Raw genomic sequence first — 25680 nt, 5'->3', positions numbered from 1 at the left:
CGCTGTCAGTATGACTAGAACCGTCGCCCAAGCCGTCGCCCAGGCCATGCTCCGTCACGGCATCACCCAGTTCTTCGGTCAGAGTCTGCCGAGCCTGCTCGTGCTCGAGGCCGAGCGCGTCGGCGTCCGGCAGATCGTATACCGCACGGAGAACGCGGGCGGGGCGATGGCCGATGCGGCGGCGCGCATCGGCAACCGGATGACCGTCGTAACCGCGCAGAACGGACCGGCCGCTACTCTCCTCGTGCCACCGTTCGCTGAGGCGATGAAGGCCTCAGTGCCGATCCTCGCCTTGGTGCAGGAAGTGCCCGCCGACCGTCAGGATCGCAACGCCTTTCAGGAGCTCGACCATGACCGGCTCTTCGCCGGTGTGACCAAATGGAGCCGCAAGCTACCGTCGCCCGAGCGTATCGACGACTACCTCGATATGGCGATAGTGCAGGCCACAACCGGGCGTCCTGGCCCGGTCGCGCTCATGCTGCCGAAGGACATGCTCGCCGCGGAGGCGGGCGAGCCCCGACGCGAGCAACGGCTCGGTGACTTTCCGCTCGACCGCGTCTGCCCCGACCCCGCCCGCGTGCGCGAGGCGGCGCAGGTGCTCGCCGATGCCCGCACCCCCGTGGTGATCGCTGGTGGAGGTGTCCACCTCTCCGGTGCGTCGGAGGCGATCGCTCAGCTGCAGGAGCGCTTTTTGCTGCCCGTGGCGACCACCAACATGGGCAAGGGCGCGGTCGACGAAGATCACCCGCTCTCGTACGGCGTGATCGGCAACGCGATGGGAGTCGAGGCCCCCTCCCACCCCCTGCGCAAGCGACTGCTCGCCGCCGACGCCGTACTTCTCGTCGGTACTCGTACCAACGAGAACGGGACGGATGCCTGGACGCTCGTGCCGCCGGAGGCGACTGTCATCCACCTCGATATCGACGGCACCGAGATCGGGCGCAACTATGAGGCGATCAGGCTCGCGGGCGATGCGCGCCTGGGACTGGAGGCGCTCTCCGAGGCGCTGGGGGAGCTCCACGATCTTCGGGGGACGGGCGGGCTCGGCGATTCGGATGCACCGGCTCTGTCGGCGCGACGGGTGGAGAGTGAGGAGGCGGCCGCGGGTGCCCGGGAGTACGGTTCGCGCATCCGGGACGAGGTGGTCTCCACCGATGGCGCTATCGATCCTCGTCACGTGATGGAGGTGCTCGACGAACGGCTCACCGTAGACGACATCGTGGTCGCTGACGCCAGCTTCTCGACGCTGTGGGTCACCGGCTACCTGCGTGCACGCCGCTGTGGCCAGCGCTTCCTCACCCCGCGCGGCCTCGCCGGTCTCGGATGGGGGTATCCGATGTCTCTCGGGGCCAAGGCCGCGAGCCCCAGCAGTCGTGTGGTCTGCCTCAGCGGCGACGGTGGGTTCGGCCACGTCTGGGGCGAGCTCGAGACGGCCGTGCGCGAGCGGCTCGATGTCGTTCTCATCGTGCTGAACAACTCGATCCTCGGCTTCCAGAAGCATGCCGAGCTGCATCAGTTCGGGTCGCACACCTCGGCGATCGACTTCGGGGCCGTGGATCACGCCGCGGTCGCCCGCTCGGTCGGTATGACCGCGCTGCGCGTGAGCGACCCCGCCGGGCTCGGCGCGGCGCTCGATGAGGCCTTCGCCGTGCAGGGGCCGGTGCTTGTCGAGGTGATCGCGAACCCCGAGAGCAAGCCTCCCATCACGATCTGGGATCCGCACGACCAGGATGTATTTGCCAAGTAGTTGGGCCAGGAAATCACCCTGTTAAGAGCGACCGCGGCCGGGTCTACGACAGCAAGCTTGCCATACCGGGTCGCGAGCCCTCCCCATCTGCAGCAGCCGCGCGCGATCCCGTCTCTACCGTGATGCTTCTCTATCGAACGCAGGTGGCCGTCCGCCTCCGCGACCTGAGGAGGGACTGTGCATTAAACAGTGTTTCCGGCCCGATGCGCTGAAGTGAGATTCGGCGGGAAGGTGCCGTGATGACGACACTGGATGGTGTGAGTTCGAAGAAGAAGATTGAGCCGTCGGCGGAGGCTGACGCGGCCCGAGAGCTGGTCCGTCTGGCCAAAGAGCAGGGCCTGTCTCTGACGGGCTCTGACGGGCTCTGACGGGCTGCTGAAATAGTTCACGAAGTCTGTGCTGGAGACAGCGCTGAATGAGGAGATGACGGGGCATCTCGGGCATGAGAAGCACCAGAGCGAGCCTGGCCGAGAGTCTGCGAACGGGCGGAACGGCACCCGGTCCAAGACGGTCCTGACGGAGGCGACCGGGCATGTTCAGATCGAGGTGCCGCGTGATCGTGATGGGTCGTTCGAGCCGGTCATCGTGAAGAAGCGCCAGCGGCGCTTGAACGGGGTTGATGAGATCGTGTTGTCGCTCTATACGAATGGGCTCACGACGGGTGAGATCAGCGCGCATTTTGCGCAGATCTATGGTGCCTCGGTCTCGAAGGAGACGATCTCGAGGATCACGGACAGGGTGATCGAGGAGATGAACGAATGGTCCGCGCGTCCGTTGGACGAGGTGTATGCGGCGATCTTCATCGACGCCATCGTGGTGAAGATCCGGGATAGGCAGGTTGCGAACCGGCCGGTCTATGCCGCTATCGGGGTCACCCTCGCTGTCGAGAAGGACGTCCTCGGGTTGTGGGTCGGCACCGGGGGCGACGGGGCGAAGTTCTGGATGAGCGTCCTCACTGACATCAAGAACCGGGGCGTCAGAGACACGTTTTTCCTGATCTGCGATGGGCTGAAAGGACTGCCCGAGGTGGTGGAGAGTGTGTGGCCGCGCACGACGGTGCAAACGTGCATCATTCATCTGATCCGCAACACGTTCAAGCTGGCGTCGAAGAAGGACTGGGACGCGCTCAAGCGTGACGTGAAGCCGATCTATACCGCCCCGAACCCGAACGCCGGCCGGGCAGCGCCGGAAAAGCTCGATGAGAAATGGGGCAAGAAATACGCGGCGATCATCCGGCTCTGGGAATCCGCGTGGGAAGAGTTCACCCCGTTCCTGGACTACGACGTCAAGATCCGAAAGGTGATCTGCTCCACCAACGCGATCCAATCCCTCAACGCCAGATATCGTCGCGCGGTCCGTGCCAGGGGCCATTTCCCGACCGAGCAAGTCACTGAAGTGCCTGTATCTTGTCACCCGTAGCCTCGACCCCCACCGGACGAGGCCGCACCCGATGGACAATGCGCTGGAAGCCCGCGCTGAACGCGTTCGCCATCACCTTCGCCTACCGCTGGCCGGCCGCAGAGACCTACTAATGAAAAACCGCCGGAAACACCGCTATTGAAATAGTCGGGACTGCTGCACGGATAGGTGACAGTTGTAGTCACGCCGCCAGTGCGACGGTCGTGTTCATGATGGTCTCGAATTCGACCGGGGTCAAACGGCCCAGAGCGGCCTGTCGACGACGTCGGTGATAGGTCCGCTCGATCCAGGTCACGATCGCGATGCGCAGCTGCTCACGGGTGGTCCAGGAGCGGCGGTCGAGGACGTTCTTCTGCAGCAGAGCGAAGAAGCTCTCCATGGCGGCGTTGTCTCCGCAGGAGGCCACGCGTCCCATCGAACCGACCAGTCGGTGACGGGACAAGGCGCGCAGGAACTTCCTGCTTCGCTTCGGTTCCGCAGCCCGCATCCAGGACTGTGCCGACGGGCAGATGCGCGGTCTCGGCCGTCAGATAGGGGTTGACGGGGAGCTGGCGTTCGCGGCCCGAGGTGGCGGGGCTCCACTGATCCTCCCAGTAGTCCTTGTCGAACTCGTTCATCATGCGCTCGCCCGACCGTGATCATGTGTGGTGCGCAAGGCGCTTTCCTCCCGTTTGTCCGTGATGTCAATATCAGGATCACTCAGAACACACGAGTTGGCAATCAATCTTGCCGAATGGCAAAATAGAAGCATGAGCCAACACTTCGATCAGACCCTCGACACCGTGGGTCTTCGCCTGAAGCACCTTCGGCTGCGTCGCGACATCACCCTGACCACGCTCGGCGACGAGACCGGGATCTCGACGAGCACCCTCTCACGGTTGGAAGCAGGCCTTCGGCGCCCGACGCTGGAGCAGTTGCTCCCGCTGGCCCGCTATTACGGCGTCACTCTCGACTCGTTGGTCGACGCGCCCCGCACCGCGAATCCCCGTATCGATCTGCGGCCGATGGCGTGCGCTGACGGGTCGGTCATCATCCCGCTCACTCGCCGTCCCGGAGGCGTCCAGGCGTACAAGTTCGTTCTCCCGACCGGGAGCGACGACATGATGCCGGACCTGCGCTCACATGAAGGATTCGACTGGGCTTTCGTGCTCAACGGCACCCTGCGTCTGGTGCTCGGCGACCAGGATCTGCGCTTGCAGGCAGGCGAAGCGGCTGAGTTCGACACCCGCACACCGCATTGGTTCGGGGCGACGAGCGCGGGGCCGGTCGAATACCTCAGCCTGGTCGGAAGGCAGGGCCAGCGGGCCCATGTGCACGCCTCCAGTGGTGATCACGAACACTGATACGGACCGACCGGCGGACAGGGTCAGCCGAGCAATGTCACACCGAATCCCGAGACAACGGTTCGCAGTTCGGCGAGAAAACGTTGCGCCTGCTCGGTGAGGGGGATCGCGGAGTGGCCGATCCAGCCGATCTCGATGCGCTCGTCGACATCGAGCGGGATGGCCACGATCTCGGGGTCGAGGTCGTCGCTGATGATGCCTGTCGAGATGGTGTACCCGTCGAGCCCGATCATGAGGTTGAAGATGGTCGCGCGGTCCGAGACCCGGATCTCCTGCGTACTCGAGAGCGTGGAGAGGATCTCCTCGGCGAAGTAGAAGGAGTTGTTCGCGCCCTGGTCGAACGTGAGACGAGGTACGTCGGCCAGATCGGCGAGGGTGACGCGATCTCGAGACGCGAGCGGGTTCTTGCGGGAGATGAAGATGTGCGGCTCGGCGACGAAGAGCGGGCGGAAAGCGAGCCCGGAGTCCCGGAGCAGCTTGCCGATGACGTTCCGGTTGAAGTCGTTTTGGTAGAGGATCCCCAGCTCGCTGCGGAGGGTGCGGACGTCTTCGATGATGTCCCATGTGCGCGTCTCCCGCAGCGAGAACTCGTACTCGGCCGCTGCGTTCGCCTTCACCATCCGTACCAGCGCGTCGACGGCGAACGAGTAGTGCTGCGTCGACACCCCGAGCAGGCGCCGTGACGGAGGCCGCCCGAGGTATCGCTGTTCGAGGAGCGCGACCTGCTCGACGACCTGCCTGGCGTACCCCAAGAACTCCGCACCGTCGGTGGTGAGCGTCACACCCCGGGCGGAACGGAGGAGCAGAACGCGCCCCACTCTGCCCTCCAGATCCTTCATCGCCGCGGACATGGTGGGCTGGGCGACATAGAGCAGATCCGCGGCAGCGCTGATCGAGCCCTCCGCGGCCACCTCGATGTAGTAGGTGAGTTGCTGCAGAGTGATGCCGCTTGAGCGCTTAGCCATAGCTTCAGACTATGTCACGGCATAGCCGCATCACATTTCTCGATGGGCCGCGCAGCCGTCACCATGGAGAGACCCCTGTTTGCGAGGCCGAGCCCGGTCGATCAGCTCACCGATTGGCACCTCCATGGCGCACGAATTCACGTTCCGAATCACGAAGACCCGCTTCGACGAGGACTACTCTCCATCGGACGATTCTCGGATCACCACGAACTTCGCCAATCTGGCGCGTGGCGAGCAGCGTCAGCAGAACCTCCGCAACGCCCTGACGATGATCGACCGTCGGTTCAACGATCTCGCGGACTGGGACAACCCGAATCGCGACCGCTACACCGTCGAACTCGAGATCGTGTCCGTCGCGGTGCAGTTCGCCGCCGAGGGTGAGGATCAGGAGTTCCCGCTGCTCGAGGTCCTGGACATCCGGATCCTCGACCGTCTCACCGGAAAGCGCAGCCAGGGGATCGTGGGGAACAACTTCTCGTCCTACGTCCGCGACTTCGACTTCAGTGTGCGGCTGCCGGCCGCCAGTGAGGCCGCAGGCGGGTTCGCCGTTCCCGCCGACTTCGGTGATCTGCACGGCAAGCTCTTCCAGCACTTCCTCGACTCGGCGGCCTACCGGGAGCGCTTCACTGGGTCGCCGGTGATCTGCATCAGTGTCTCGACGAGCAAGACGTACCGTCGCACCGAGAATCACCATCCGATCCTCGGCGTCGAGTACGAGCAGAAGGATCCCTCGCTGACCGACGAGTACTTCGGCAAGATGGGGCTCTCGGTCCGATACTTCATGCCGCGCGGCAGCGTCGCGCCGCTCGCGTTCTACTTCCGCGGCGATCTGCTCGGCGACTACACGAACCTCCAGCTCATCGGCACGATCAGCACGATGGAGACGTTCCAGAAGATCTACCGACCGGAGATCTACAACGCGAACTCGGCAGCGGCGAGCGTCTATCAGCCGAGCCTCGAGCAGCAGGACTACTCGGTGACGAAGATCGCCTATGATCGCGACGAGCGCAGCCGCCTTGCGACCGAGCAGGGGAAGTTTGCGCACGAACACCTCATGAAGCCGCACGGAGAACTCCTCGAACAGTGGGCAGCCAACTCCCTCGTTCCTGTCGGATGACCAACGGAGAATCGCCGACCATGAACACGCTGCTTCCTGCCTCCATCGTCGGCAGCCTGCCGAAGCCGTCCTGGCTCGCCCAGCCTGAGACCCTCTGGTCGCCGTGGAAGTTGGAGGGTGATGCACTGGTCGAAGGCACTCAGGATGCGCTGCGCATCGCCGTCCAGGAGCAGCGTCACGCGGGTATCGACATCGTCAGTGACGGAGAGCAGTCGCGCCAGCACTTCGTGACGACGTTCATCGAGCATCTCTCCGGTGTCGATTTCGAACAGCGGGAGACGGTCCGGATCCGCGACAGGTACGACGCGAGCGTGCCGACGGTCGTCGGCGCCGTGAGCCGCGAGAAGCCCGTGTTCGTCGAGGACGCGAAGTTCCTCCGAGGACAGACCGATCAGCCGATCAAGTGGGCACTGCCCGGCCCGATGACGATGATCGACACCCTCTACGACCGCCACTACAAGAGCCGCGAGAAACTGGCATGGGAGTTCGCGACGATCCTCAATCAGGAAGCGAAGGAGCTCGAGGCGGCCGGAGTCGACATCATCCAGTTCGACGAGCCGTCCTTCAACGTCTTCTTCGATGACGTGCAGGACTGGGGCGTGGCAGCGCTGGAGAGGGCGGCCGAAGGGCTGCGCGCGGAGACCGTGGTGCACATCTGCTACGGCTACGGGATCAAGGCGAACACCGACTGGAAGGCGACTCTCGGGGAGGAGTGGCGCCAGTACGAGAAGTCGTTCCCGCTTCTGCAGCGCTCGAGCATCGACACCATCTCGCTCGAGAGCCACCACTCCCACGTGCCCCTGGACCTCATTGACCTCATCCGGGGTAAGAAGGTCATGCTCGGAGCCATCGATGTGGCCAGCCAGACGATCGAAACCCCGCAGGAGGTCGCCGACACCCTGCGGGATGCGCTTCGTTTCGTCGACGCGGACAAGCTCATCGCGAGCACGAACTGCGGCCTGGCGCCGCTGCCGCGCGACGTCGCGCGCGGGAAGTTGCGCGCGCTCAGCGCTGGTGCCGACATCCTTCGCGAAGAACTCGCGGCTGAGAAAGACCATCCGCAGGGAGACTCTGGCATTCCCACCCTGTGAGCCGACATCTTGCCAAGGCGCGCCGCTATGCTTCCCCCATGAAGCGGAGACTTGTCATCGTCGGCGGCATCGTAGCTGCCGGTGTCCTGGTCGTCGGGGTACTCGTGTTCCAGCCATGGCTGCTGTTCACGGACGTGCGGGTCGACGAGGTGCTGCCAACGGCTCAGACATCCCAACCCTCCGACACGCCAGTCCCGGGTTCCTCCGCGACTCCGACTGCCGACCCGGTTCCGGTGGTACTCGCGACGGGCACCTTCGTCAGTCAGGAGCACGCGACAACGGGTACAGCTTCAATCATCGAGAACCCGGACGGCACGCGTGTGCTCGCAATCGAGAACCTCGACACCACCAACGGCCCGGACGTGCACGTCTGGCTCAGCGCTGCAGATGCCGTCGAGGGCTTCGACGGGTGGTTCCTGGCAGGTGGCGCCGCCTACTTCGACCTCGGCGTCATCAAGGGCAACCAGGGCAACCAGATATATGACATCCCCGCGGAGGTCGACCTCAGCGCCTACCGCAGCGTCTCGCTGTGGTGCGTGCAGTTCAGCGTCGGCTTCGGGGCTGCGCAACTCGGATAAGAGGGTCTCCCTCGGCCACTTGCGGCCCAAGCCACGGATCGTCGTCGCTTCCATTGCCGCAGTCGATGCATCCGGAGCACAGTCGAGCATCCGGATGCTGTGCCCGTGCGACGCTGGCGGGTGCGGATGCGTCCAGTAGCGTCAAAGCATGGACATCTCCGATTTTCCCGCGGTCGATCTCCCGTTTCTCAGATCGACCCTCGGCGAGCCGGGTGCCTCGACGACGTAGAGGATCACTGATTTCCTCGACGAGAATTGCTTGGCATTCCTGGCGCATTCGCCGTTCTGCTTCATCGCGGGCAGCAGGGCTCGGATACATCGGATACATCGGCAGGATGGCAAGGATGCTCCTCGAGCCGGATTCGCGGTGCGCAGCGCGTCAGTACCGTGGCGAGAATGCGCAGTCTTGTACTCAGCCGTTCGAACTTTCCGCTTCTTGTGATCGCCGTTGTGGCGCTTGCCCTTCTCATCGCGCCCTACCCGGGCGCCAGCTTCAGCGTCGTCGCGACGCGACTGATCACCTCGATCGGTTCAGCGCTGGCAGGCGTCTCCTTCCTCTCCGACGGCTTTCTGATGCTGTTGGCTGCTGTTACTGCCGCGGCACTCGTCTGGGCGTGGCACGCAGCTCCCGAGCGTCGCCCGGCGACCGTCTTCGCCTCGCTCGGTGTGGCCGCGGCGTACGCGGTGAGCGAAGGCGCGAAGCCGCTCATCGGTCAGCTGCGACCGTGCACCCAGTGGCCGACGGCTGGTGAGTGCCCGATCGCGGACTTCTCGCTGCCGTCGAATCATGCCACCCTCGCATTCGCTGCGGTCTGGGTGATCGCGCTCGCGACGCAACGGGTATGGCTCGTTATCCTCGCGACATCCATCGCGCTCATCGTGGCCATCGGGCGCGTGCTCGAAGGCATGCACTACGTGCACGACGTCGCTGCCGGGGTGCTCGTCGGGCTCATGGTGCCTGCGCTGTTGACGGCAGCAGGCCTCACCTGGGAACGAGCGCGACGCGCGTCGAGAAGGCAATGAGGGCATCCCGTCGGTCGGAATCTCAGGCGATGATGCTGAGCGGGTTCGCCAGGAGTCTGGTCAGCGACGCAAGGAATCGTACCGCGCGCTCGGGCTTCTCCTCAGGTCGTGCAACTACCCTCGAAGCATGCGCCGCATCGTCATCGTTCCGCTCGTCCTCGCCGCCGGCCTCCTCGTCTCGGGCTGCTCGCAAGTGGCCCAGATCGCGGGTGACGCCATGGGTGTCGATGTCGAGGCCACCTGCACGACGATCGACGACGCCTACGCGCAGTACCAGACGCTGCTCGATCAGGGTGGGGCGTCGGCGGAGCAGGTTGATGCGGCCCGCGACCAGCTCGTCATGACACTGGACACTCTTGCGGCGGACGTCGACGGACAGCTCGGGGATCTCATCAGTTCAGGCGCGCAGCAGATCGGCGGCATGACCGACCTGCAGGCGCCCGAGACGATCGAGGCGATCGATCAGCTCAAGGACTCGGTCTCGACCTTCTGCGGCTGACTTGGCTCGCAGATCGTGATGCGGGCGCCGATCAGGAAAACTCCTGTTCCAGCATCCGACCCGCGAGGCGTTTTGCCACCTCGAACGGTTGCGCGAAGGTCTCCATGCCGACGGTGACGATCGCGCCCTCGTAGAGGAGCATCAGGTCCTGAGCCAAAGAATCCGCGTCCGAGGCATTCGCCTCACCGCACAGGACGACGAACAGTTCGAGCAGCCACGCCTTCTGCCGGGCGACTTCGGGGAAGACGGGGTGTCCGTCGTGACCGTCGCCGATCTCGGCGCGCGCGTTGATCGCGCTGCATCCCTTCGGGCTGTTCTCGTCCGACCAGCTGATCGCCGCGTCGAACACCGCGAGGATGCGTGCCTTTCCGGGCTCGGGTTCACGGGCGAGGTGGTCGGCGACATGCGCGCGCCAACGCGCATCCCGGTGCTGCAGGTATGAGACGACCAGCGCCTCCTTCGAGCCGAACCGGTCGTAGAGCGTCTTCTTCGTGACTCCGGCGGCTTCGGCGATCGTGTCGACGCCGACCGCGTGGATGCCGTGCTCGTAGAAGAGCCGCGAGGCGGCGTCGAGCACTCGGGTGGCGCCCGGGGTGAGCGGGGCGAGTTCGGGGACGGGGACGGTCATGACATCGAGTATACCAACCTGTATAGTCGCCTGCATGAGTAAACAGATCGGTATAGTTCGTGCAGGGGTGACGGTGGCGGCGTCTGCGGCTTTCGTCCTGAGCTGGAGCTCGGGATTCCTCGTGCCGGCGATCGCCACGGTCGACGTCTCGCCGCTGGCTCTGCTCGTGTGGCGGTTCGTCCCACTCGCCGTGGTCCTACTCGCAGTCGTCGCATTCACGGGCGCCGCCAGCGGCGTGACGCGAGCGGATGTGCGGAACCAGGCGCTCATCGGCCTGTTCGCGCAGTTCGGCTACTGCACGGCGGTTTACGCTGCGATCGCGGAAGGCGTCGCCACCGGCACCACGGCGCTGATCGATGCGGTGCAACCGCTCGTGGTCGCGATGCTCGTCGGCCCGCTGCTGGGATTGAGAGTCCGCGGAGCGCAATGGGTCGGGCTCGTCGTCGGAGCGGGCGGAGTCCTACTGGTCGTGCGTTCCCAGCTCGACGACTCCACCGCGCATCCGGCCGCCTATCTCTGGCCAGCCCTTGCGATGGCCTGTCTGATCATCGGCACCTTCCTCCAGCGTCGCTCGGCGCCGCGGACCGGAACGCTCGTCACGCTCACCATCCATGTGACCGTGACCGCCGTGGCGCTGGTGCCGGTCGCCGCGATCTTCGGCGCGCTCATCCCGCCGGCATCCGTCGCTTTCTGGCTCGCCTCCGGATTCACCGCCGCGTTCCCCACGCTTGCGGGGTACGGCCTGTACTGGTGGCTGCTGCGCCGAGTGGGCATTACCGCGCTGAACGCCCTCCTCTTCCTCGTCGCCCCGACCACCGCGGCGGCGGGGGCGCTCCTGCTCGGTGAGCCGCTCACGATCGTGACGCTTCTCGGGTTCGCGCTATGCGGCGCAGGTGTGGTCACCGTACTGACGAGCGAGGCAGGCGATTCGCGGCACCCAGTACACGGCGAGACAAGGATTACAGCAGCATCTGGCTGAGCGGGTGGACGAAGTAACGCAACGAGTACGCCTCCCAGACAGCGCCGATGATGAGGAGCGCCAGCGCAGGCAGCACGAGCAGGCCGATCCGCTGGAGGCCTCGGAGATATCCCTGACGACGATTCTTCGCGCCGACTGTGCGGGGCAGCAGCCAGTACTTGCCCAGCAGGTAGGCGCCGAGGAGGAGCAGGATGTATGCCTGGAGCTCGATGGCGAACGTCAGCGAGTGGGGGATGAGCGCCACCCACCCCTCGGCAGATGCCGGAACGAGAGTGATGCCGGTCTCGACCGCCCAGTATCCGAAGAATGCGAGACCTGCGAAGGGGACGATGAGCGACGGCAGCACGATGGTCAGCAGGCTGAGCCGGAAGACGTTGACTCCCAGGATCGTGAGTGCGAACAGCGGCGGGATGTTCACCAGCCAGCGCACCAGTTCGCCGGTGCCGTCCTCTTCCAGGCCCGCGACTTGTGCCGCGTTGAGGTGGGGGAAGAGGAGCCCGATCGCGAACCCGATGAGAGCCAGGCCGTATGCGGCCACGTTGATGATGAGGTAGGCGCGCCTGTTGTCGCGGATGATCCGGAAGGGGCGACGCCAGAGCGGCACGTGTGCTGGGCGCTTCACGTGAGTGGATTCGGTTGTCATACTCCTATCGCACTCGAGATTGCGCGCTTCGAGAAGTGTCGGGATGTCACCGGAAGGCATGACACACGTCACCGTCACGAAGGAGAGCAGCGCAGCCCCTGCAGCTCGCCGATCAGTCCGAACACACTGTCGTCCATCTCGACCTGTGTCATGACGATGCAGATCGTGCCGTCGGGGTCCACGAAGAAGTCAGTTCCGAGACCGCCTGACCAGCCGAACCGGCCGCGGTGGACGCCGCCCGTCACGACGGAGACGCCGTAGCCCCAGCCGCCGTTCTCCCAGAAGCCGGGGACGAAGCTGTCCGGCTGCTTCGCCGACGCGTTCACCTGATCGCTGCGCAGGCCGTCCCGCAACTCCGCGTCGATCAGGCGGCCGTCGATCAGTGCCCGAAGAAACGCGTGGTAGTCCACGACAGTCGAGACCAGCTCCGAGTGGCTCACATCGAACGGCGCTGGCTCGACGTAGAAGCCCGCACCGGCGGGTTCGGACTGTTCGAATCCCGCTGCGCCGTGCCGGAATGCCGGCGGGAGGCGGTGCGCCTGTTCCTTCGGGACGGTGAACCCTGTGTCCCGCATGCCCGAGGGTGTGAACACCGTCGTGTCGAGCACCTCCTGGGTGTGCCGACCAGTGATGCGACCGAGCAGGATGCCGAGGATGCCGAACGAATGATGGTAGCGCCATGCCTCGCCGGGCTCGAACGCGAGCGGCAGCGCGGCGAGCGCATCGAGCCAGTCCTGCGCGCCGCGATCCACCGGCTCGGCTCCGGCTTCCACACCTGCGTCGATCATCGCCTGTCGCAGTGGAGAGTCAGAGGTCATGGCGCCGTATCCGGACTGGTTGGTGAGCAGATGGCGCACGGTGATCGGACGCTGCGCGGGTCGCGAATCCTCCAGCGGCGCATCGGGATGGGGGAGCACCCGCGGCTCGGCCAATTCTGGCATCCATGCCGTGATCGGATCGTCCAGAGTGATCATGCCGTCTTGTACGAGACGCAGCGTCGCAACGGCGGAGATCGCCTTCGTCATCGACTGGATGCGGAAGATCGCGTCGGTCTGCAGCGGTGGCCCGCCGGGTGCGGCGAGGCCGACAGCGATCGGCTCGCAGTCTTCTCCGATTGTGCCGACGGCTCCGGGCATCGTGCCGGCTTCGACGTGACGGACGAGGAGATCGTGCAGGGCATCGGACACGAGGTGCTCCTTGATCGGAATTCGCGGTGGGCCCAAGACTAGCTCTGCTCCACCCGGGCACGTGTGTTCGAGTGATGCAGGGGCTTGCACCTACGATCAGAGGAACAGATCGGAGAGCACATGACGACGCTCTACTTCGCCCGGCACGGTGAGACCGAATGGCATGCCGAACATCGCTACGCGGGGTCGTCCGATGTGGCTCTCGTGCCTGACGCCATCGCGCAGGCGGCCGGGCTCGCGTCGTGGGCGAGCACCGCCGGACTTGCCGCGATCGTCGCCTCGCCACTGGGCCGCGCGCGGCTGACAGCAGAGCCCGCTGCTGAGGCCGCGGGCCTGCCGCTCCGCATCGATCCCCGTCTCGTGGAGATCGATTTCGGACGCGGTGAGGGGATGTCTCCGGCGGAGCTGGCCGCGACGTTCCCCGACGACTGGGCCGAATTCGAGCGGCAGCCCGCGCAGCATCCACTGCCGGGAGGGGAGTCCGGCCGCGACGGCATCGCCCGCGCCATGCCGGTGCTCGATGAGCTCGCCGCCGAGTTCCCTGATGGGCATGTGCTCGTTGTCGGGCATGCGACGCTGATGCGACTCATGCTCTGCGAACTCGTCGGACTCGACCCCGACTGGTATCGCGACATCTTCCCTGCGCTCGACAATTCGGCGCTGCTCGAACTCGACTTTCCGTATGCGGGGGAGTCGAACTGGCCGGGACGCGCGCGCATCCTCGGCATCAACGTGCCCCCGATCTCGCACCTTCCCAGGACACATCTCCAGGCCGACGCGGCCGCCTCGCCGGAGTGATGTCATGAAGTCGACGGCGAACTCGCTGCTTGACGATCTGCATCATGTCGCGGACCTGAAAGCCCATCCGAATCGGCACTATCAAGGTGGCGCGGAGGTGCTCGGTGTCCGGATGGGGACGTTGTTCGAGTTCGCCAAGCTGCACAGCGCCATGCCGCTCGACGAGATCATGCGACTGCTCGATGAGACGCCGTATGAACCGCGACTGGCAGCGTTCTGCATCATGGATTTCCGAGCGCGACGCCCACGGATCTCGGAGGCCGAGCGCGAGGAGCTCTACGATCTCTACCTGGAGCGACACGACGCGATCGCCTCCTGGGACATGGTGGATCGATCGGCGCCTCGGGTCATCGGCGTCTTCCTTCGCGACAGGTCACGCGCCCCCTTGTTCAGTCTCGCCGCCTCGGCGGACCCCCTGCGCAGGCGAACCGCGATGACGGCGCCACTCGCCTTCACACGTCCAGCATATCCGGAGGGGATAGCCGACCTGCTGCGTCTCGCGGAGCAACTCGCCGCGGACAGCGATCCGATCGTGAGCAAGCCGGTCGGAATCGCACTCAAGCATGCCGGTGCGGTCGCGCCCGATGAGGTGCGTGCCTTTCTCGACAGGATGGGTGACCGTCTCGCCGCGTCGGTGCGTCGAGAAGCGCGTTCCAAGCTGCGCTAGAGATCCGGCCGCGCGTCACACCTGACCGGATGCTTCGCCGCGCGCCCGCGCCACGACGATTCCCCGTTGTGAAGCAGGGAAGCCTTCGAGCATCTCTCGCAGCCGCGCCGCCTCGACATCTGCGCCGAAGGCCTCGGCCCCCGGTTCCAGCATGATGCCGGCGGAAAGCGGCCCGGCGAGCACCGGATCGAAGCCGAGATCGTTCACGAGCGCTGCGACCATTGCGACCTGTTGCGCGTCGTCACCGGCGATCGCGATCGCCTTGCGCCCGGGGCTCCCCGGTGGGCGGGCTTCATCCTCGAGGTCTTGGTAGCCCATATGACTCAGCGCCTTGACGACATGCGCGCCAACGAGATGCGCCTGCACGAGCTCGCTGGTCGACGTGCGTGGATCGCTCAGGTCATCGCGGATGCCGTCGGACGCCCACCAGTAGTTCATGGCGTCGATCACCAGAGTGCCGCGCAGCGCCTCGGCCGGCAGCATCCGATATTGACCGAGCGGCAGCGCCAGCACCACGGCATCCGCCTCGGCGGCGACCGTCGCGACGGTCGCCGCGGTCGCGCCGATGGCTCTCATCGCGGGAGCTATGAGAGCAGGAGCACCGGACCCGGCGACGATGACGCGATAACCGGCGGATGCCGCGAGCCGAGCGAGCACGGTGCCCAGGCGACCGGCGCCGATGACGCCGAGCGTCTGAATCCTGCGCGCTTCGCTCCCCACCTGGTCATCGTACGGCGCTGGCCGCCCCCGGGCGTCATCTCGGCGACGACGCCGGGGACTGTAGCCGTCGGTCACCGCATCTTCAACCCCCTGAGCGCCTCGCGCTGGGCCGGGGAGACTGAGCACAGTGGGATCAGCGCATCGCTCGCGTCCCCCAAGACCAAGGAGGAGACATGACATCGACACCGAACGCTGAATCCACCGGCGATCCGGAGAGCGTGCAGCCGCTTCGCGATCGCGATGCCACCGCACTGGAGGACCCTGCCGACGACCCGGCTCAGGCCGAATGGGACAGGACGGAAGCAATCGATGAAGGCGCATCCGAGGATGACCTCGACGTGACGACGGCGACGGGGCGCGATCCTGACGAGATCCCCGCGGCCGACGACGAGGTGCCCGCAGAGGACCTGCACGGATCGAACTCGCAGCCGGAATCGCAGGGGCAAGATCCTGTGATCGCTGACCTGGGTGACGAAGGCGAAGGCGACCTCGCGCCCGAGGACGCCTGATCAACGGGGAGGAGAGCATGATGAGGACAAGTGACGGTTCAGGTGCGACCGGCGATGCATCGGAAGCCGACGTGCAGGAGCAGCAGCGGCCCGCGCTCGAGGATGGATTCGACCCCGAGCAGACGGCGGACACCGATCCGCCGGACGGCAGCCGCGCCGACGCCGACCCTGCCGACCTGCATGAGCAATCGCTCGAGGTGCCGGAGGACGATGATCGTCCGCTGGAGTGACGCGCAGCCTTCAGATCACCCGTACGGTCGGGTACACATCTCGGACATGCGCGACGAAGTGGCGCCCTTTGCTCTCGGCATCCATCAGCGCACGGTGCACCGACGGCGGCACTGCGTGATACCGGTAGACGTCGCCGCTGGTGAACTCGATCTCCAAGATGGCGAGGTCACTGTGATAGCCGATCGAGCGGATCGCTGAGGACTCCACTCGACGGCGCTTCATGCCGGAAGCCTATGCCGCTCATCCGCGTCAGTCGATGGCCAGCCTGTTGCGCCGCAACTGCCGCACCCGCACCACGATCCAGACGGCGACGGCCACGATGACGACCGCGATGACGACCTTCTGGAACACGCCGGCGTACTCTTCGACGACGTGCCAGTTCGCACCGAGGAAGTACCCGGCGACGACGAAGATCGTGTTCCAGATCGCGCTGCCGGCCGTCGTGAGCAGCGTGAACCGCAGCAACGGCATCCGTTCGATACCCGCGGGTATCGAGATGAGACTGCGGAAGATCGGGATCATGCGCCCGAAGAAGACCGCCTTGGAACCATGCCGGCCGAACCACTCCTCCGTGCGTTCGACGTCCGCCGCCTTGATGAGCGGCATCCGCTCGACGATCGCGTACATCCGCCGCCGGCCGAGCCACGCGCCGATGCCGTAGAGGGCGAGCGCGCCCACCACCGATCCGACGGTGGTCCAGATCAGCACTTCGACGAGACCGAGCGTTCCCTGTGCCGCGGTGAATCCGGCCAGTGGCAGGATGATCTCGCTCGGCAGTGGAGGGAACAAATTCTCGAGGGCGATGGCGAGCCCTGCGCCGGGGCCACCGAGAGTCTCCATGAGGGTGACCGCCCAGGCGGCGATCGCGTTCAGGTTCTCGGCTCCGGCATCCATGCTCTCCAGGCTAGAAGGCGGCGCCTGTGGATCTCCGCTGAGTCACGGGATGTTCACGTGCTGGAAGGAAAGGCGTGAGCCGCGGCATCCAGCACCGCACCGCACGCGCATACTCGGCATATTCGGCGCCGAATCGCTCCTCGAGATCGACCTCCTCAAGAGGACGGACGACCCAGTTCCACACCAGCGAGCCGCACAGCGCGTACACGACGACCAGCCACGAATCGATCATCAGCCCGACAGCCACTCCCTGCGCGATCCCGGCCAAGTACGTTCGTCCCGCGCGTGAATCGAGACGGGGTGCGGGCATGGGGAGTCTATTTCGCCTCGACCGCGTGCTCCGATTCGTTCAGCGCGAGCAGCACGGCGAAGCCTGCCCAGAGGATAGCGAGCGGCATGGCGGTGTCCTTGCCGTTCCAACTGCTGGACTGCCACATCGCGAACCACTCGGATCCGACGACGATGAAGCCGATGAACCAGATCGCGAACCCCATCGCGTAGGCGGCGTAGCCCCAGGTGCGTGTCCTGTCGAAGGTCGCGAGGTCCGCATGACGCCGCAGGAACAACTTCACGCCGCCGATCAGCCCTAGTGCAGCGAAGATGCCCTCCGCGACGATGATGCCGATGTATCCGACCATCCACACCCAGGGGGCGGTGATCGCGCGCCACATGAGAGCGTTGCCCTCGAATGTCGTGTCCATCGACAGCACATGCTTGACGAACTGATAGTTCGAGTCGTAGTCCATCAAGTTGCCCAGGAAGACGAAGAGGCCAAAGAGCCCGGCACAGAACAGCGTGAAGGCCTGAAGTAGGCGAAGCGGGTGTCTCATTGTTCTACCTTTCGTGTGAACACCAGATCGAGGTGCGGGTGCATGTCCGTTTCGAACGGGATCGCCTGGACGAACTCCCAGCCGTCTGCGGCCCGGTCATGGATCACATCGCGGTAATCGCCCTTCAATGCAGTGCCTCCTCGACGGCGGACGACCGGAATGTTCACGAACGAGTACTCATGCACGACAGCACCTCCTGGTGCCTCACCTTGGCATCGGTCGGTGAAGACGTCAATTCCACTTGTCTGCGGGCGCTGAGCTCATAGGCTGGAGCCATGGACAGGACGATCACGATCTCGGTGCCGGCACCGATTCCCCACGGGCATCGCGTCGAGGTGGTCGAGCGGGTCGATGACTCCGGAACACGATCCGTCGTCGTGCTGCACGACCTGGAGACCAGGGTGCGCTATCGGCAGGAAGCGACTCCGGCAGCGGGCGCCGCGACCTGGACAGGCCGAGTCATCGAGTGCGTGATCGCCCCGACGAGAGGCGGCGTCACGACGACGCTTCTCATCGAACCGACCGGACCGGGTTCGGCGGAGGCTGACATCGCGCTGCGCGGGGCGGATGCCGCGGCCGACGCTGCACGCGACGAAGCGCTCCGCTGGGGCGGGGCTGACACCGTCCCGGAGCCGGAGCCGCCGCGCTTCTGGTGAGCGCGAGCATGCGGGCGGTCAGGTGCGCTCGCGCAGCATCCGATCTCCGGAATCGATGTAGGCCTCGAAGAGGTCGGTGACGTCGCGCAGGCGCGAGACGGCCTGTTCGCCTTCGACGACGTCCTCGCCGGCACGCAGCGTGCGTACGAACGCGCGCGCACGCTCATGGCTCGCGGCGAGCAACTGCTCGAATCCGCCTGCAGCCTCGACGAGGAGCCGTCTGCTGCCCGGCTGGGGGATGGTCCGTGCCAGCCCCCACGAGACGAGTTCGCGGATGGACGCGCTCACCGCCCCCGTGCTCAGCGACAGCGCGGCACGGAGCTCATCCGACGACGCGGGCTCTGCACTCACGAGCAGATAGCCGTACACGCGGCCGGTGGCGCGGGAGAGGTTCCAGGATGTGAGCAGTTCACCCACGGTGTTGATGAATCTCTGACGCTCATCGTCCATGTTCTTTGCTCCGATTCTGAACGGCGAGCGTCTCCAAGATCACGGCGGTGACCGCTTCCGGCGCATCGAGCGTCGAGATGTGGCCCGCCGCGGGGATGACGTGTTCCGTGATGCCCTCGGCCTGCGCCCACTGGGGCATCGCCGTACGGATGTTCCCGGTGCGATCTTCCGCGCCGCGGATGAGCGTGAGCGGCACGGGCGTCCGCGCGTCCGGGTCGGGATCGACCAGTGAGAGTGTGGCTCGCCAGACGTCGAGGAACACCTGTTTCGGCATTCGCGCGAATCGCTCACGGGCGTAGGAGATTCCGGCAGGAGTCGTCGCGGAGGCCTTCGCCATGAAGTCGGGGAGCCGTCCCGAGGGAACCAGCGCGAGAAGCGGTGCGGCCAGGCGCAGTCCGAAGCGCTCCATCGTCGTCAGCGACCCGGCGTTCCAGGTGGAGTCGATGACGACGAGCCCACCGGCGAGATCCGGATGGCGCTTCACGACGGTCTGCGACAGGTTGCCGCCGAGCGAATGGCCGATCAGCGTCGGTCGTTCCAGTCCGAGGTGCCTGACGAGCGACACGAGGTCGTCGATGACGTCCGCTGCGCGGAAGCGGATGCCGTCATCGAGAACAGAGGCGCCATGCCCGCGCAGATCCCCGTAGATGACCCGGAAACCGGCTGCCTGCGCCGCGCGTGCCTGCTCATCGAACATCGCATGATCGACACCTGCACCGTGCGAGAAGACGACGGCGTGGCCCTCTCCTTCAGTGTCGGAGAAACGCAGGTTGCAGCCGGGGCGGGGCAGCATCCGATCTAATTTCACCATTCTCTGAAAATAGCAGAAGACGGGAATGGTGGTGCCCGAGAAGCGCTCATCGGAAGTCGCGAGATCGATGCTCGATCCCGGTACGCAGATCTTGGAACCCATCTGCCAGCACGTTGATGACGCCCTCGGGGGAGCGCTCCAGCATGCCTCGAACGATCAGAGCCGGCGAGTCTCGCGCGATGCGTCGATAGCGGTTCCAGACCCCCGTCGAGCAGACGACGTTGACGAGTCCGTGCTCGTCCTCGAGGTTTAGGAACGTGACACCCGCCGCCGTCGCCGGACGCTGCCGGTGGGTGACGAGACCGGCGACCTCGATGCGCCTGCCGACCTCATGCTCGCTCAGCTGCGCGGCGGTGAGCACGCCCCGCTCACCCAAAGCGGAACGGAAATGCGCCATCGGGTGGTCATCCGTGGAGACGCCGGTGGCGGAGAGATCGGCGGACAACTGCTCATAGCTCGTCTGGTCGGTGAACAGCGGAGGCTGCACCGACACGGTCGTGCCGGGGAGGAAGCGGGCGCGATCGGAGGCAGCGGCACCTGCGAGCCAGATCGCCTCGCGTCGCTTCAACCCGAGGCACTCGAAGGCGCCCGCCGTGGCCAGCGCCTCCAGCTGAGCCGATGTGGCATCCGTGCGCCGCACCAGATCATGCAGGTCGCGATAGGGGCCGTTCGCTTCGCGTTCGGCCACGATGCGCTCCGCCATCGGCTTCCCGATCCCGCGCACCTCACTGAGGCCCAGACGCACGGCGAACCCGCCATCGCGGCGGTGCGCTGCCGACTCATCCGGTGCGTCCCGATCGAAACGAGGCGCAGTCGGCTGCTCGTACGTGCGGCAGGAGTCCCGCCCGGTCGGCGCGGGGGAATCCGACCGATCTTCCAGAGACAGGGGCTCCAGAGAGTCTGTGGCCGCCGATGCGTGCAGGTCAGGGCGCCGCACCTCCACATCGTGCCGTCTGGCGTCGGCGGTGAGTGTCGACGCCGAGTAGAAGCCCATCGGCTGAGAGCGCAGGAGGCCGGCGAGAAAGGCGGCGGGGTAGTGCAGCTTCAGCCAGGAGCTGGCGTAGACGAGCAGCGCGAACGACAGGGAGTGCGACTCGGCGAAGCCGAAGTTCGAGAACGCCTGGATCTGCTCGTAGATGCGATCGGCTTGCTCGGGGGAGAGCCCGTGTCGTTCCATTCCTGCGTAGAGCTGCTTGCGGATGCTGTCGATCCGTTCCAGACCGCGTTTGGAGCCCATGGCACGCCGAAGCGTGTCGGCCTCGTCGGCCGTGCAGTCGCCGATCGTCGTGGCCATCTGGATGAGCTGCTCCTGGAAGATGGGGATACCGAGGGTGCGCTCCAACGCCAGCTTCAGGACCGGGTGCGGATAGGGGATATCCATCGGCACAGGAGCTTCGCCGCTGGCCGCTCGCCGGCGATTCTCCTCATCGATGCGATCCTTCTCCATCTTGCGCCGGACGAAAGGGTGCACGGCGCCGCCCTGGATCGGGCCGGGCCGGATGAGGGCGATCTGGATGGCGAGATCGTAGAAGCAGCGTGGCTGCAGCCGGGGGAGCAGACCGATCTGCGCGCGGGACTCCACCTGGAACACTCCGATCGAGTCAGCACGGCAGAGCATGTCGTAGACCGCCGGCTCCTCCTTGGGGATGGTCTCCAGCGTCCAGCTCTCCCCGGTGGAGGCGGCGATCAGTTCGAAGCAGCTCTGCAGTGCGGCGAGCATTCCCAGCCCCAGCAGGTCGAACTTGACCAGCCCCATCCAAGCGGCATCGTCTTTGTCCCACTGGATGACGGTGCGATTCTCCATCCGGGCGTGCTCGACGGGCACGACCTCTCCCACCGGGCGGGCGGTGAGCACCATTCCGCCGGAGTGGATGCCGAGGTGCCGCGGCGCCTTCAGCACCTCGCCTGCGTACTCCAGCACCGTCTCGGGGATGTCGTGCCCGTCCACCGGCATCAGATCCGCACCCCAGCCGTCGACCTGACGCGACCAGGCATCCTGCTGACCGGGGGAGTAGCCCAGCGCCCTCGCCATGTCGCGCACGGCGTTCTTCGGGCGGTACTGGATGACGTTCGCCACCTGCGCCGCGCATTCGCGCCCGTATTCGCTGTAGACCCACTGGATGATCTCCTCGCGCCGGCCGGAGTCGAAGTCTACGTCGATGTCCGGCTCCTCCTCGCGTGTGCTGGCGAGGAAGCGCTCGAACGGCAGGCCGTAGAGGATCGGGTCGACCGCGGTGATGCCGAGCAGATAGCAGACGGCGCTCGCCGCGGCAGACCCTCGGCCCTGGCAGAGGATGCCGCGGCGTTTCGCCTCGGTGACGATGCCGTGCACGATCAGGAAGTAGCCGGGGAAGTCCTTCTCCTCGATCACGTTCAGCTCGCGTTCGATCCTGGCACGTCCGTCAGCGTCGAGGCGGGGATAACGGGCGGGGACGGCATCCCACACCAGTCGGCGCAGCCAGCTCATCGAGGTGTGCCCCTCCGGCACCTTCTGCCTCGGCAGATCAGGACGGGCACGGCGCAGCGGGAAGGCTGACTCCGCGGCGATGAGGAGGCCGTGCGAGATCGCGCCGGGGTAGCGCTGGAATCGCGCGGTCATCTCCGCACCGCTGCGCAGATGCGCTGCACCGTGGGAGGGCAGCCAGCCGTCCATGTCGTCCATGCTGCGCACCGCCCGCACCGCCGCCATCGCCTCGGCGAGTCCGGCGCGCTGCGGAGTCGCGTAGTGAACGTTGTTCGTCGCCACCACGGGAAGACGGTGGGCGGTGGCGAGGTCGGCGAGGGCGTCGTTTCGGCGGGTGTCCTGCGGATCGCCGTGGTCGAAGAGCTCGACGGCGATGCTGTCTCGGCCGAACAGGTCGACGAGGCGGCGCAGCGGTGCCGCGGCGTCGCCTGCCTCGAGCCCTTGGCGCACACCGCCCTTGCGGCATCCGGTGAGGATCGTCCAGTTCCCGTCCGCGCTCGCTGCCAGGTCATCGAGGTCGTAGATCGGGCGGCCCTTCTCGCCGCCGCGCAACTGCGCCCTGGTGATCGCCCCCGAGAGGCGGTGGTATCCCTCGAGTCCGCGAGCCAGCACCAGCAGATGCTCTCCCACGGGATCGGGAACGCCGCCCTGCGGAGCGGGGAGCCCGAGCGACAGCTCGGCGCCGAAGACGGTCTGCAGTTCGCTCTGCGCTCCGCGCTGTCCTTCGGCCAGCGCCCTGGTCTTCATCAGATCGGCGACCTCGGCGAACCTGGCGGCGCCGTAGAAGCCGTCGTGGTCGGTGATCGCGAGAGCCGTGAGTCCGAGTCGAGTGGCCTCGGCGAGCAGTTCTTCGGCGGATGAAGCGCCGTCGAGAAACGAATACGACGTGTGCGCGTGCAGCTCGGCGTACGGCACGGCGTCTTCGGGTGGGGTGATCGTCGGCGGGGCTGTCGGAACCCGTCGGTGGCTGACCGGCCCTGGATCGGGTCGCGGCCTGGGCTCTGCCGGCTCAGAGGGTGCGCGCCCGCTGAGGGTCTGCTCGAGCTCCTTCCAAGTCAGCGGAGGGTTGTGCCAGCCCATCAGCGGTACCGCCCTTCGACCCACCAGGAGTCGTCTTCCCAGAGCACCAGCCAGGCACGCTGCGACTCGTCGACGATCTGGAGACGCTGTGCGAGGCGGGCCTGGTCTTTGTCCCAAGCGCGCTCGCGCAGCGGCCATGGACCCGCCCAACTCGAAACTGCTGTCTCTTCGATCCATGCCGGGGCGGCGGAGAGCTCGCCACGGTCATCCACCCGCGGCGGCGTGCCATCTGCCCCAGCCACTCGTGCAGGCAGCGGCGGGTTGAAGACCTCGGACGGATACGGCGGAGGCAGACTGCCGGGCCAGGGCAGGGCGGCATCGCGCTCCGAAGGGACCCGGTCTCCCCAGGGCTGGAGCAGCTGCCGATCGACGAGGCGGCGCCCGCCGACGACAACAGGGGTGACCACGCCGCGATGACCGAGCATCGCCTGAACTCGGGAGACGGCGTGGTGCAGCCGCTGCTGCGGCCCCTGCCCGAAGAGCCCTGGCTGATGGTGGGCGCTGTCATCGACCCTGGTCGGCATGATCCGCACCTCGGCGATACCGACAGGCGCGCGATCGGACGTCGCGGTGTCGGCTTTCGCAGTGCCGGACTTCGTGGGGGCGGAAAGAGACTCCAGCTGCCAGCGCACCCGATCGACCAGGTCGCTCGCCTCGAAGGAGGTGGGGTGCAGCCACACCCGCGTCGAGATCGCTCCGTCATCGTCGGTCAGATCGATCCGCACCTCGGTGCACACCTGAGAGAGTTCTGCGAGGGCTGCGGTGACGGCATCCGCTGTCTGCCGCACCGCGAACGCCACCTGATCAGCCTGCTCGAGAGGGCTCTCGAACACGATCTCGCGGGCGAGCTCCGGCTCGGGATGCTGCGGTACCAGCGGCCGGGAATCGGCGCCGGAGGCCAGAGCATGCAACCGCGCACCGCGCTCGCCCAGTCGATCGCGGACGTCGGTCTCGGCAAGCGCGGCGAACTCCGCAAGGGTGCGGATGCCCAGTCTCTCGAGCAGCGCGGTCACCTCTTCGTCTCCCAGCGCCTGCACGGGGAGAGGGGCGAGGAACTCCTGCGATCCGCCAGGGGCGACGACAAGGGCCGGTGCAGCCAGGCGCGCAGCCTGCTCTGCAGTGAAGAGTCCATCGGCGATGGCCGCGCGAGTGCCGGGATGATCGTGCTCGGCGAGGGCCTCGATGAGGTGCAGCGCTGACTGCTCCTCTCCGCCGTAGTAGCGCGCGGCGCCGCGGGCGCGCAGTGCGGCGAGTCCAGGGCGCAGCGGCTGGACGCCGGGCACCAGCTCCTCCAGCAGGCGAAGCACGGGCAGGAAGGCCCGCTCGTCACGGCGGGCGTCTGCCGGAATCAGGCGCAGCGCAGGGGAGCGAGTCTGCGCGAGCCGACGGCGTTGGCCTCGACGTACTCCCTGTGCACGGGCGGATGACGAACACGCGATCACGATGTTCGCCTGCACGACCGCGACGGGCTCATCCCCAGGTGGCGCTCCGAGTGCCGCCCGCACCGGCCAGTCCGGCAGCCACAGCACGAGATGACGAGGAGGCATGCTCATCCGGCCACCGCCCACCTGTCGGATTCGACGGTGATCGGCTGAGATGCGTGTGCGGGCACTGGCAACGGCGCCACCGGACGCAGGGGTGCCGGCGCGGCATCCACGCGGCCGAGAGAGGTGGGCATTCGCACCCGCACCCGGCTCGGAGCCTCATGTCGCCGTCCTGATGCGCGCAGGGTCACGGTGCGATCGGCGAGGAGCCCCCAGCCGGAGCCCAGGCCGTGCCACTCGGTCTCCTCCACGCGGATCGTCGCCTCACTCTGCGGCCAGGGCGCAGTCACCAGCAGTGTGCAGCCGCGATCGCGCAGGCGTGCGTTCAACCGGGCGATGTCGGCGTCGGCGACCCTGCTGCGCGGATGCACCGCGATGAGAGGGATCACCTCGGAGAGCGCAGTGGCGACCGTGAGCCAGCGCGGACCGGGATCCGGCACGAGGACGAGACGCTCCAACTCGACACCGAAGCCGGCCATCGCCTCGACGCCGATCGTGGGCATGCCGATGATCGCGCACCACGATCCCTTCTGCGAGGGGGCGGCGAGCAGAGCGCCCAGGAGGCTGGGTGACGGAGAGAGGGAGTAGGAGGAGCCGACCCGCAGCCCGGGATCGGGCAGGAGGCCCTCGAGGGCGGGATCGAGGGGGAGGAAGGGCACATCGCTGCGCCGCCGCTGCATGCGGGCGATCTCGCCGCGCAGGCGGTACACCTCCTGCGCGCGGGAGGCGTTGCCCTCGCGGGAGGCGTTGCCCTCGCGAGGGAGAGCGGAGGGGGCGGGGAATGCGGTGCCCATGCATCCATCCTCG

28 protein-coding genes and 2 pseudogenes are annotated in these 25680 nt (G+C 66.4%); 14 read left to right on the top strand and 16 right to left on the bottom strand.

The genetic code is table 11. The annotated features are described in order from the left end of the window. The first annotated feature begins 10 nt into the window (after positions 1–10). Entirely contained in the window at positions 11–1747 is a 1737-nt protein-coding gene (locus tag HDC95_RS11535) for an acetolactate synthase catalytic subunit (protein WP_259063643.1), read from the top strand. A 239-nt stretch (positions 1748–1986) separates the two neighbouring features. Beyond that, positions 1987–3279 (top strand): annotated as a pseudogene (locus HDC95_RS11530) (IS256 family transposase). Between the two features lie 68 nt (positions 3280–3347). On the opposite strand, the pseudogene HDC95_RS11525 reads toward HDC95_RS11530, so the two are convergent. After that, a pseudogene (locus HDC95_RS11525) lies at positions 3348–3632 on the bottom strand (integrase core domain-containing protein); the annotation flags it as partial. Positions 3633–3915: 283 nt separating this feature from the next. On the opposite strand from HDC95_RS11525, the gene HDC95_RS11520 reads away from it, so the two are divergent. Further along, positions 3916–4509: a helix-turn-helix domain-containing protein gene (locus tag HDC95_RS11520; RefSeq protein ID WP_259063642.1), complete on the top strand. Its 594-nt coding sequence runs from the start codon at positions 3916–3918 to the stop codon at positions 4507–4509. 23 nt (positions 4510–4532) lie between these two features. Here the strand turns inward: HDC95_RS11520 and HDC95_RS11515 are convergent, their stop codons facing one another. Further along, complete coding sequence (locus tag HDC95_RS11515; RefSeq protein ID WP_259063641.1) at positions 4533–5474, bottom strand: LysR family transcriptional regulator; 942 nt, start codon at positions 5472–5474, stop codon at positions 4533–4535. Between the two features lie 124 nt (positions 5475–5598). Here HDC95_RS11515 and HDC95_RS11510 point away from each other — a divergent pair, with 124 nt between their 5' ends. From HDC95_RS11510 to HDC95_RS11490, 5 genes are all read left to right on the top strand, one after another. Then, on the top strand, positions 5599–6591 hold the full coding sequence (locus tag HDC95_RS11510) for a DUF1852 domain-containing protein (protein WP_259063640.1): 993 nt from the start codon (positions 5599–5601) through the stop codon (positions 6589–6591). Between the two features lie 20 nt (positions 6592–6611). Then, complete coding sequence (locus tag HDC95_RS11505; protein ID WP_259063639.1) at positions 6612–7682, top strand: methionine synthase; 1071 nt, start codon at positions 6612–6614, stop codon at positions 7680–7682. 38 nt (positions 7683–7720) lie between these two features. Continuing rightward, positions 7721–8260: a DM13 domain-containing protein gene (locus HDC95_RS11500; RefSeq protein WP_259063638.1), complete on the top strand. Its 540-nt coding sequence runs from the start codon at positions 7721–7723 to the stop codon at positions 8258–8260. Positions 8261–8656: 396 nt separating this feature from the next. Beyond that, complete coding sequence (locus tag HDC95_RS11495; protein ID WP_259063637.1) at positions 8657–9283, top strand: phosphatase PAP2 family protein; 627 nt, start codon at positions 8657–8659, stop codon at positions 9281–9283. A 127-nt stretch (positions 9284–9410) separates the two neighbouring features. Further along, on the top strand, positions 9411–9782 hold the full coding sequence (locus HDC95_RS11490) for a hypothetical protein (protein ID WP_259063636.1): 372 nt from the start codon (positions 9411–9413) through the stop codon (positions 9780–9782). A gap of 31 nt (positions 9783–9813) precedes the next feature. On the opposite strand, the gene HDC95_RS11485 is transcribed toward HDC95_RS11490, so the two are convergent. Then, positions 9814–10410, bottom strand: coding sequence for a TetR/AcrR family transcriptional regulator (locus HDC95_RS11485; protein WP_259063635.1), 597 nt, complete (start codon positions 10408–10410; stop codon positions 9814–9816). A gap of 34 nt (positions 10411–10444) precedes the next feature. Between HDC95_RS11485 and HDC95_RS11480 the strand changes: the two genes are divergently transcribed. Then, complete coding sequence (locus HDC95_RS11480; protein ID WP_259063634.1) at positions 10445–11389, top strand: DMT family transporter; 945 nt, start codon at positions 10445–10447, stop codon at positions 11387–11389. Here HDC95_RS11480 and HDC95_RS11475 read toward each other — a convergent pair. Next, positions 11370–12032, bottom strand: a complete 663-nt coding sequence (locus HDC95_RS11475; RefSeq protein ID WP_259063633.1) for a hypothetical protein — start codon at positions 12030–12032, stop codon at positions 11370–11372. The genes HDC95_RS11480 and HDC95_RS11475 overlap by 20 nt on opposite strands. A gap of 74 nt (positions 12033–12106) precedes the next feature. Next, positions 12107–13219, bottom strand: coding sequence for a serine hydrolase (locus tag HDC95_RS11470; RefSeq protein WP_259063631.1), 1113 nt, complete (start codon positions 13217–13219; stop codon positions 12107–12109). A gap of 120 nt (positions 13220–13339) precedes the next feature. Here HDC95_RS11470 and HDC95_RS11465 point away from each other — a divergent pair, with 120 nt between their 5' ends. Together HDC95_RS11465 and HDC95_RS11460 are read left to right on the top strand one after the other, a co-directional pair. Further along, the gene (locus HDC95_RS11465) at positions 13340–14017 is read left to right on the top strand and encodes a histidine phosphatase family protein (RefSeq protein WP_259063630.1); all 678 of its coding nucleotides are present in this window, start codon (positions 13340–13342) and stop codon (positions 14015–14017) included. A gap of 4 nt (positions 14018–14021) precedes the next feature. Then, the gene (locus HDC95_RS11460; protein WP_259063629.1) at positions 14022–14684 is read left to right on the top strand and encodes a DNA alkylation repair protein; all 663 of its coding nucleotides are present in this window, start codon (positions 14022–14024) and stop codon (positions 14682–14684) included. Positions 14685–14699: 15 nt separating this feature from the next. Here the strand turns inward: HDC95_RS11460 and HDC95_RS11455 are convergent, their stop codons facing one another. Next, a complete protein-coding gene (locus tag HDC95_RS11455; protein WP_259063628.1) occupies positions 14700–15404 on the bottom strand; it encodes an NADPH-dependent F420 reductase in 705 nt (234 codons plus the stop codon). A gap of 173 nt (positions 15405–15577) precedes the next feature. On the opposite strand from HDC95_RS11455, the gene HDC95_RS11450 reads away from it, so the two are divergent. Next, on the top strand, positions 15578–15913 hold the full coding sequence (locus tag HDC95_RS11450) for a sugar ABC transporter ATPase (protein ID WP_259063627.1): 336 nt from the start codon (positions 15578–15580) through the stop codon (positions 15911–15913). 17 nt (positions 15914–15930) lie between these two features. Continuing rightward, positions 15931–16143 (top strand): hypothetical protein, encoded by a 213-nt coding sequence (locus tag HDC95_RS11445; protein WP_259063626.1) that lies wholly within the window; start codon positions 15931–15933, stop codon positions 16141–16143. Between the two features lie 10 nt (positions 16144–16153). On the opposite strand, the gene HDC95_RS11440 is transcribed toward HDC95_RS11445, so the two are convergent. Genes HDC95_RS11440 through HDC95_RS11420 form a run of 5 tightly spaced genes read right to left on the bottom strand, consistent with a single transcriptional unit; the run spans position 16154 to position 18053 of the window. Next, a complete protein-coding gene (locus HDC95_RS11440; protein WP_259063625.1) occupies positions 16154–16366 on the bottom strand; it encodes a KTSC domain-containing protein in 213 nt (70 codons plus the stop codon). A 27-nt stretch (positions 16367–16393) separates the two neighbouring features. Next, a complete protein-coding gene (locus HDC95_RS11435) occupies positions 16394–17038 on the bottom strand; it encodes a DedA family protein (protein WP_259063624.1) in 645 nt (214 codons plus the stop codon). A gap of 10 nt (positions 17039–17048) precedes the next feature. Beyond that, on the bottom strand, positions 17049–17348 hold the full coding sequence (locus HDC95_RS11430; protein ID WP_396652698.1) for a methyltransferase family protein: 300 nt from the start codon (positions 17346–17348) through the stop codon (positions 17049–17051). 7 nt (positions 17349–17355) lie between these two features. Continuing rightward, complete coding sequence (locus HDC95_RS11425) at positions 17356–17868, bottom strand: DUF2165 family protein (protein ID WP_259063623.1); 513 nt, start codon at positions 17866–17868, stop codon at positions 17356–17358. Continuing rightward, on the bottom strand, positions 17865–18053 hold the full coding sequence (locus HDC95_RS11420; protein WP_259063622.1) for a DUF4177 domain-containing protein: 189 nt from the start codon (positions 18051–18053) through the stop codon (positions 17865–17867). The genes HDC95_RS11425 and HDC95_RS11420 overlap by 4 nt, the downstream gene beginning before the upstream one ends. A gap of 90 nt (positions 18054–18143) precedes the next feature. On the opposite strand from HDC95_RS11420, the gene HDC95_RS11415 reads away from it, so the two are divergent. Further along, positions 18144–18524 carry a hypothetical protein gene (locus HDC95_RS11415; protein ID WP_259063621.1) on the top strand — a complete coding sequence of 127 codons (381 nt, stop codon included), beginning with the start codon at positions 18144–18146 and terminating at the stop codon, positions 18522–18524. A gap of 18 nt (positions 18525–18542) precedes the next feature. Here HDC95_RS11415 and HDC95_RS11410 read toward each other — a convergent pair whose 3' ends face one another. The 5 genes from HDC95_RS11410 to HDC95_RS11390 are packed head-to-tail and all read right to left on the bottom strand — an operon-like array spanning position 18543 to position 25667. Next, positions 18543–18974 carry a GbsR/MarR family transcriptional regulator gene (locus HDC95_RS11410; protein WP_259063620.1) on the bottom strand — a complete coding sequence of 144 codons (432 nt, stop codon included), beginning with the start codon at positions 18972–18974 and terminating at the stop codon, positions 18543–18545. Then, positions 18964–19887 carry an alpha/beta fold hydrolase gene (locus tag HDC95_RS11405; protein WP_259063619.1) on the bottom strand — a complete coding sequence of 308 codons (924 nt, stop codon included), beginning with the start codon at positions 19885–19887 and terminating at the stop codon, positions 18964–18966. Before HDC95_RS11405 ends, HDC95_RS11410 begins: the two co-directional genes overlap by 11 nt. After that, the gene (locus HDC95_RS11400; RefSeq protein WP_259063698.1) at positions 19832–23329 is read right to left on the bottom strand and encodes an error-prone DNA polymerase; all 3498 of its coding nucleotides are present in this window, start codon (positions 23327–23329) and stop codon (positions 19832–19834) included. The genes HDC95_RS11405 and HDC95_RS11400 overlap by 56 nt, the downstream gene beginning before the upstream one ends. Continuing rightward, positions 23329–24882 carry a DNA polymerase Y family protein gene (locus HDC95_RS11395; protein WP_259063617.1) on the bottom strand — a complete coding sequence of 518 codons (1554 nt, stop codon included), beginning with the start codon at positions 24880–24882 and terminating at the stop codon, positions 23329–23331. Before HDC95_RS11395 ends, HDC95_RS11400 begins: the two co-directional genes overlap by 1 nt. Then, entirely contained in the window at positions 24879–25667 is a 789-nt protein-coding gene (locus tag HDC95_RS11390; protein ID WP_259063616.1) for a hypothetical protein, read from the bottom strand. The genes HDC95_RS11395 and HDC95_RS11390 overlap by 4 nt, the downstream gene beginning before the upstream one ends. Positions 25668–25680 lie beyond the last annotated feature (13 nt).

It is taken from the genome of Microbacterium sp. AK031, assembly GCF_024807145.1.
Classification (GTDB): Bacteria; Actinomycetota; Actinomycetes; order Actinomycetales; family Microbacteriaceae; genus Microbacterium.
This window is presented reverse-complemented; position numbering and strand designations above follow the sequence as displayed.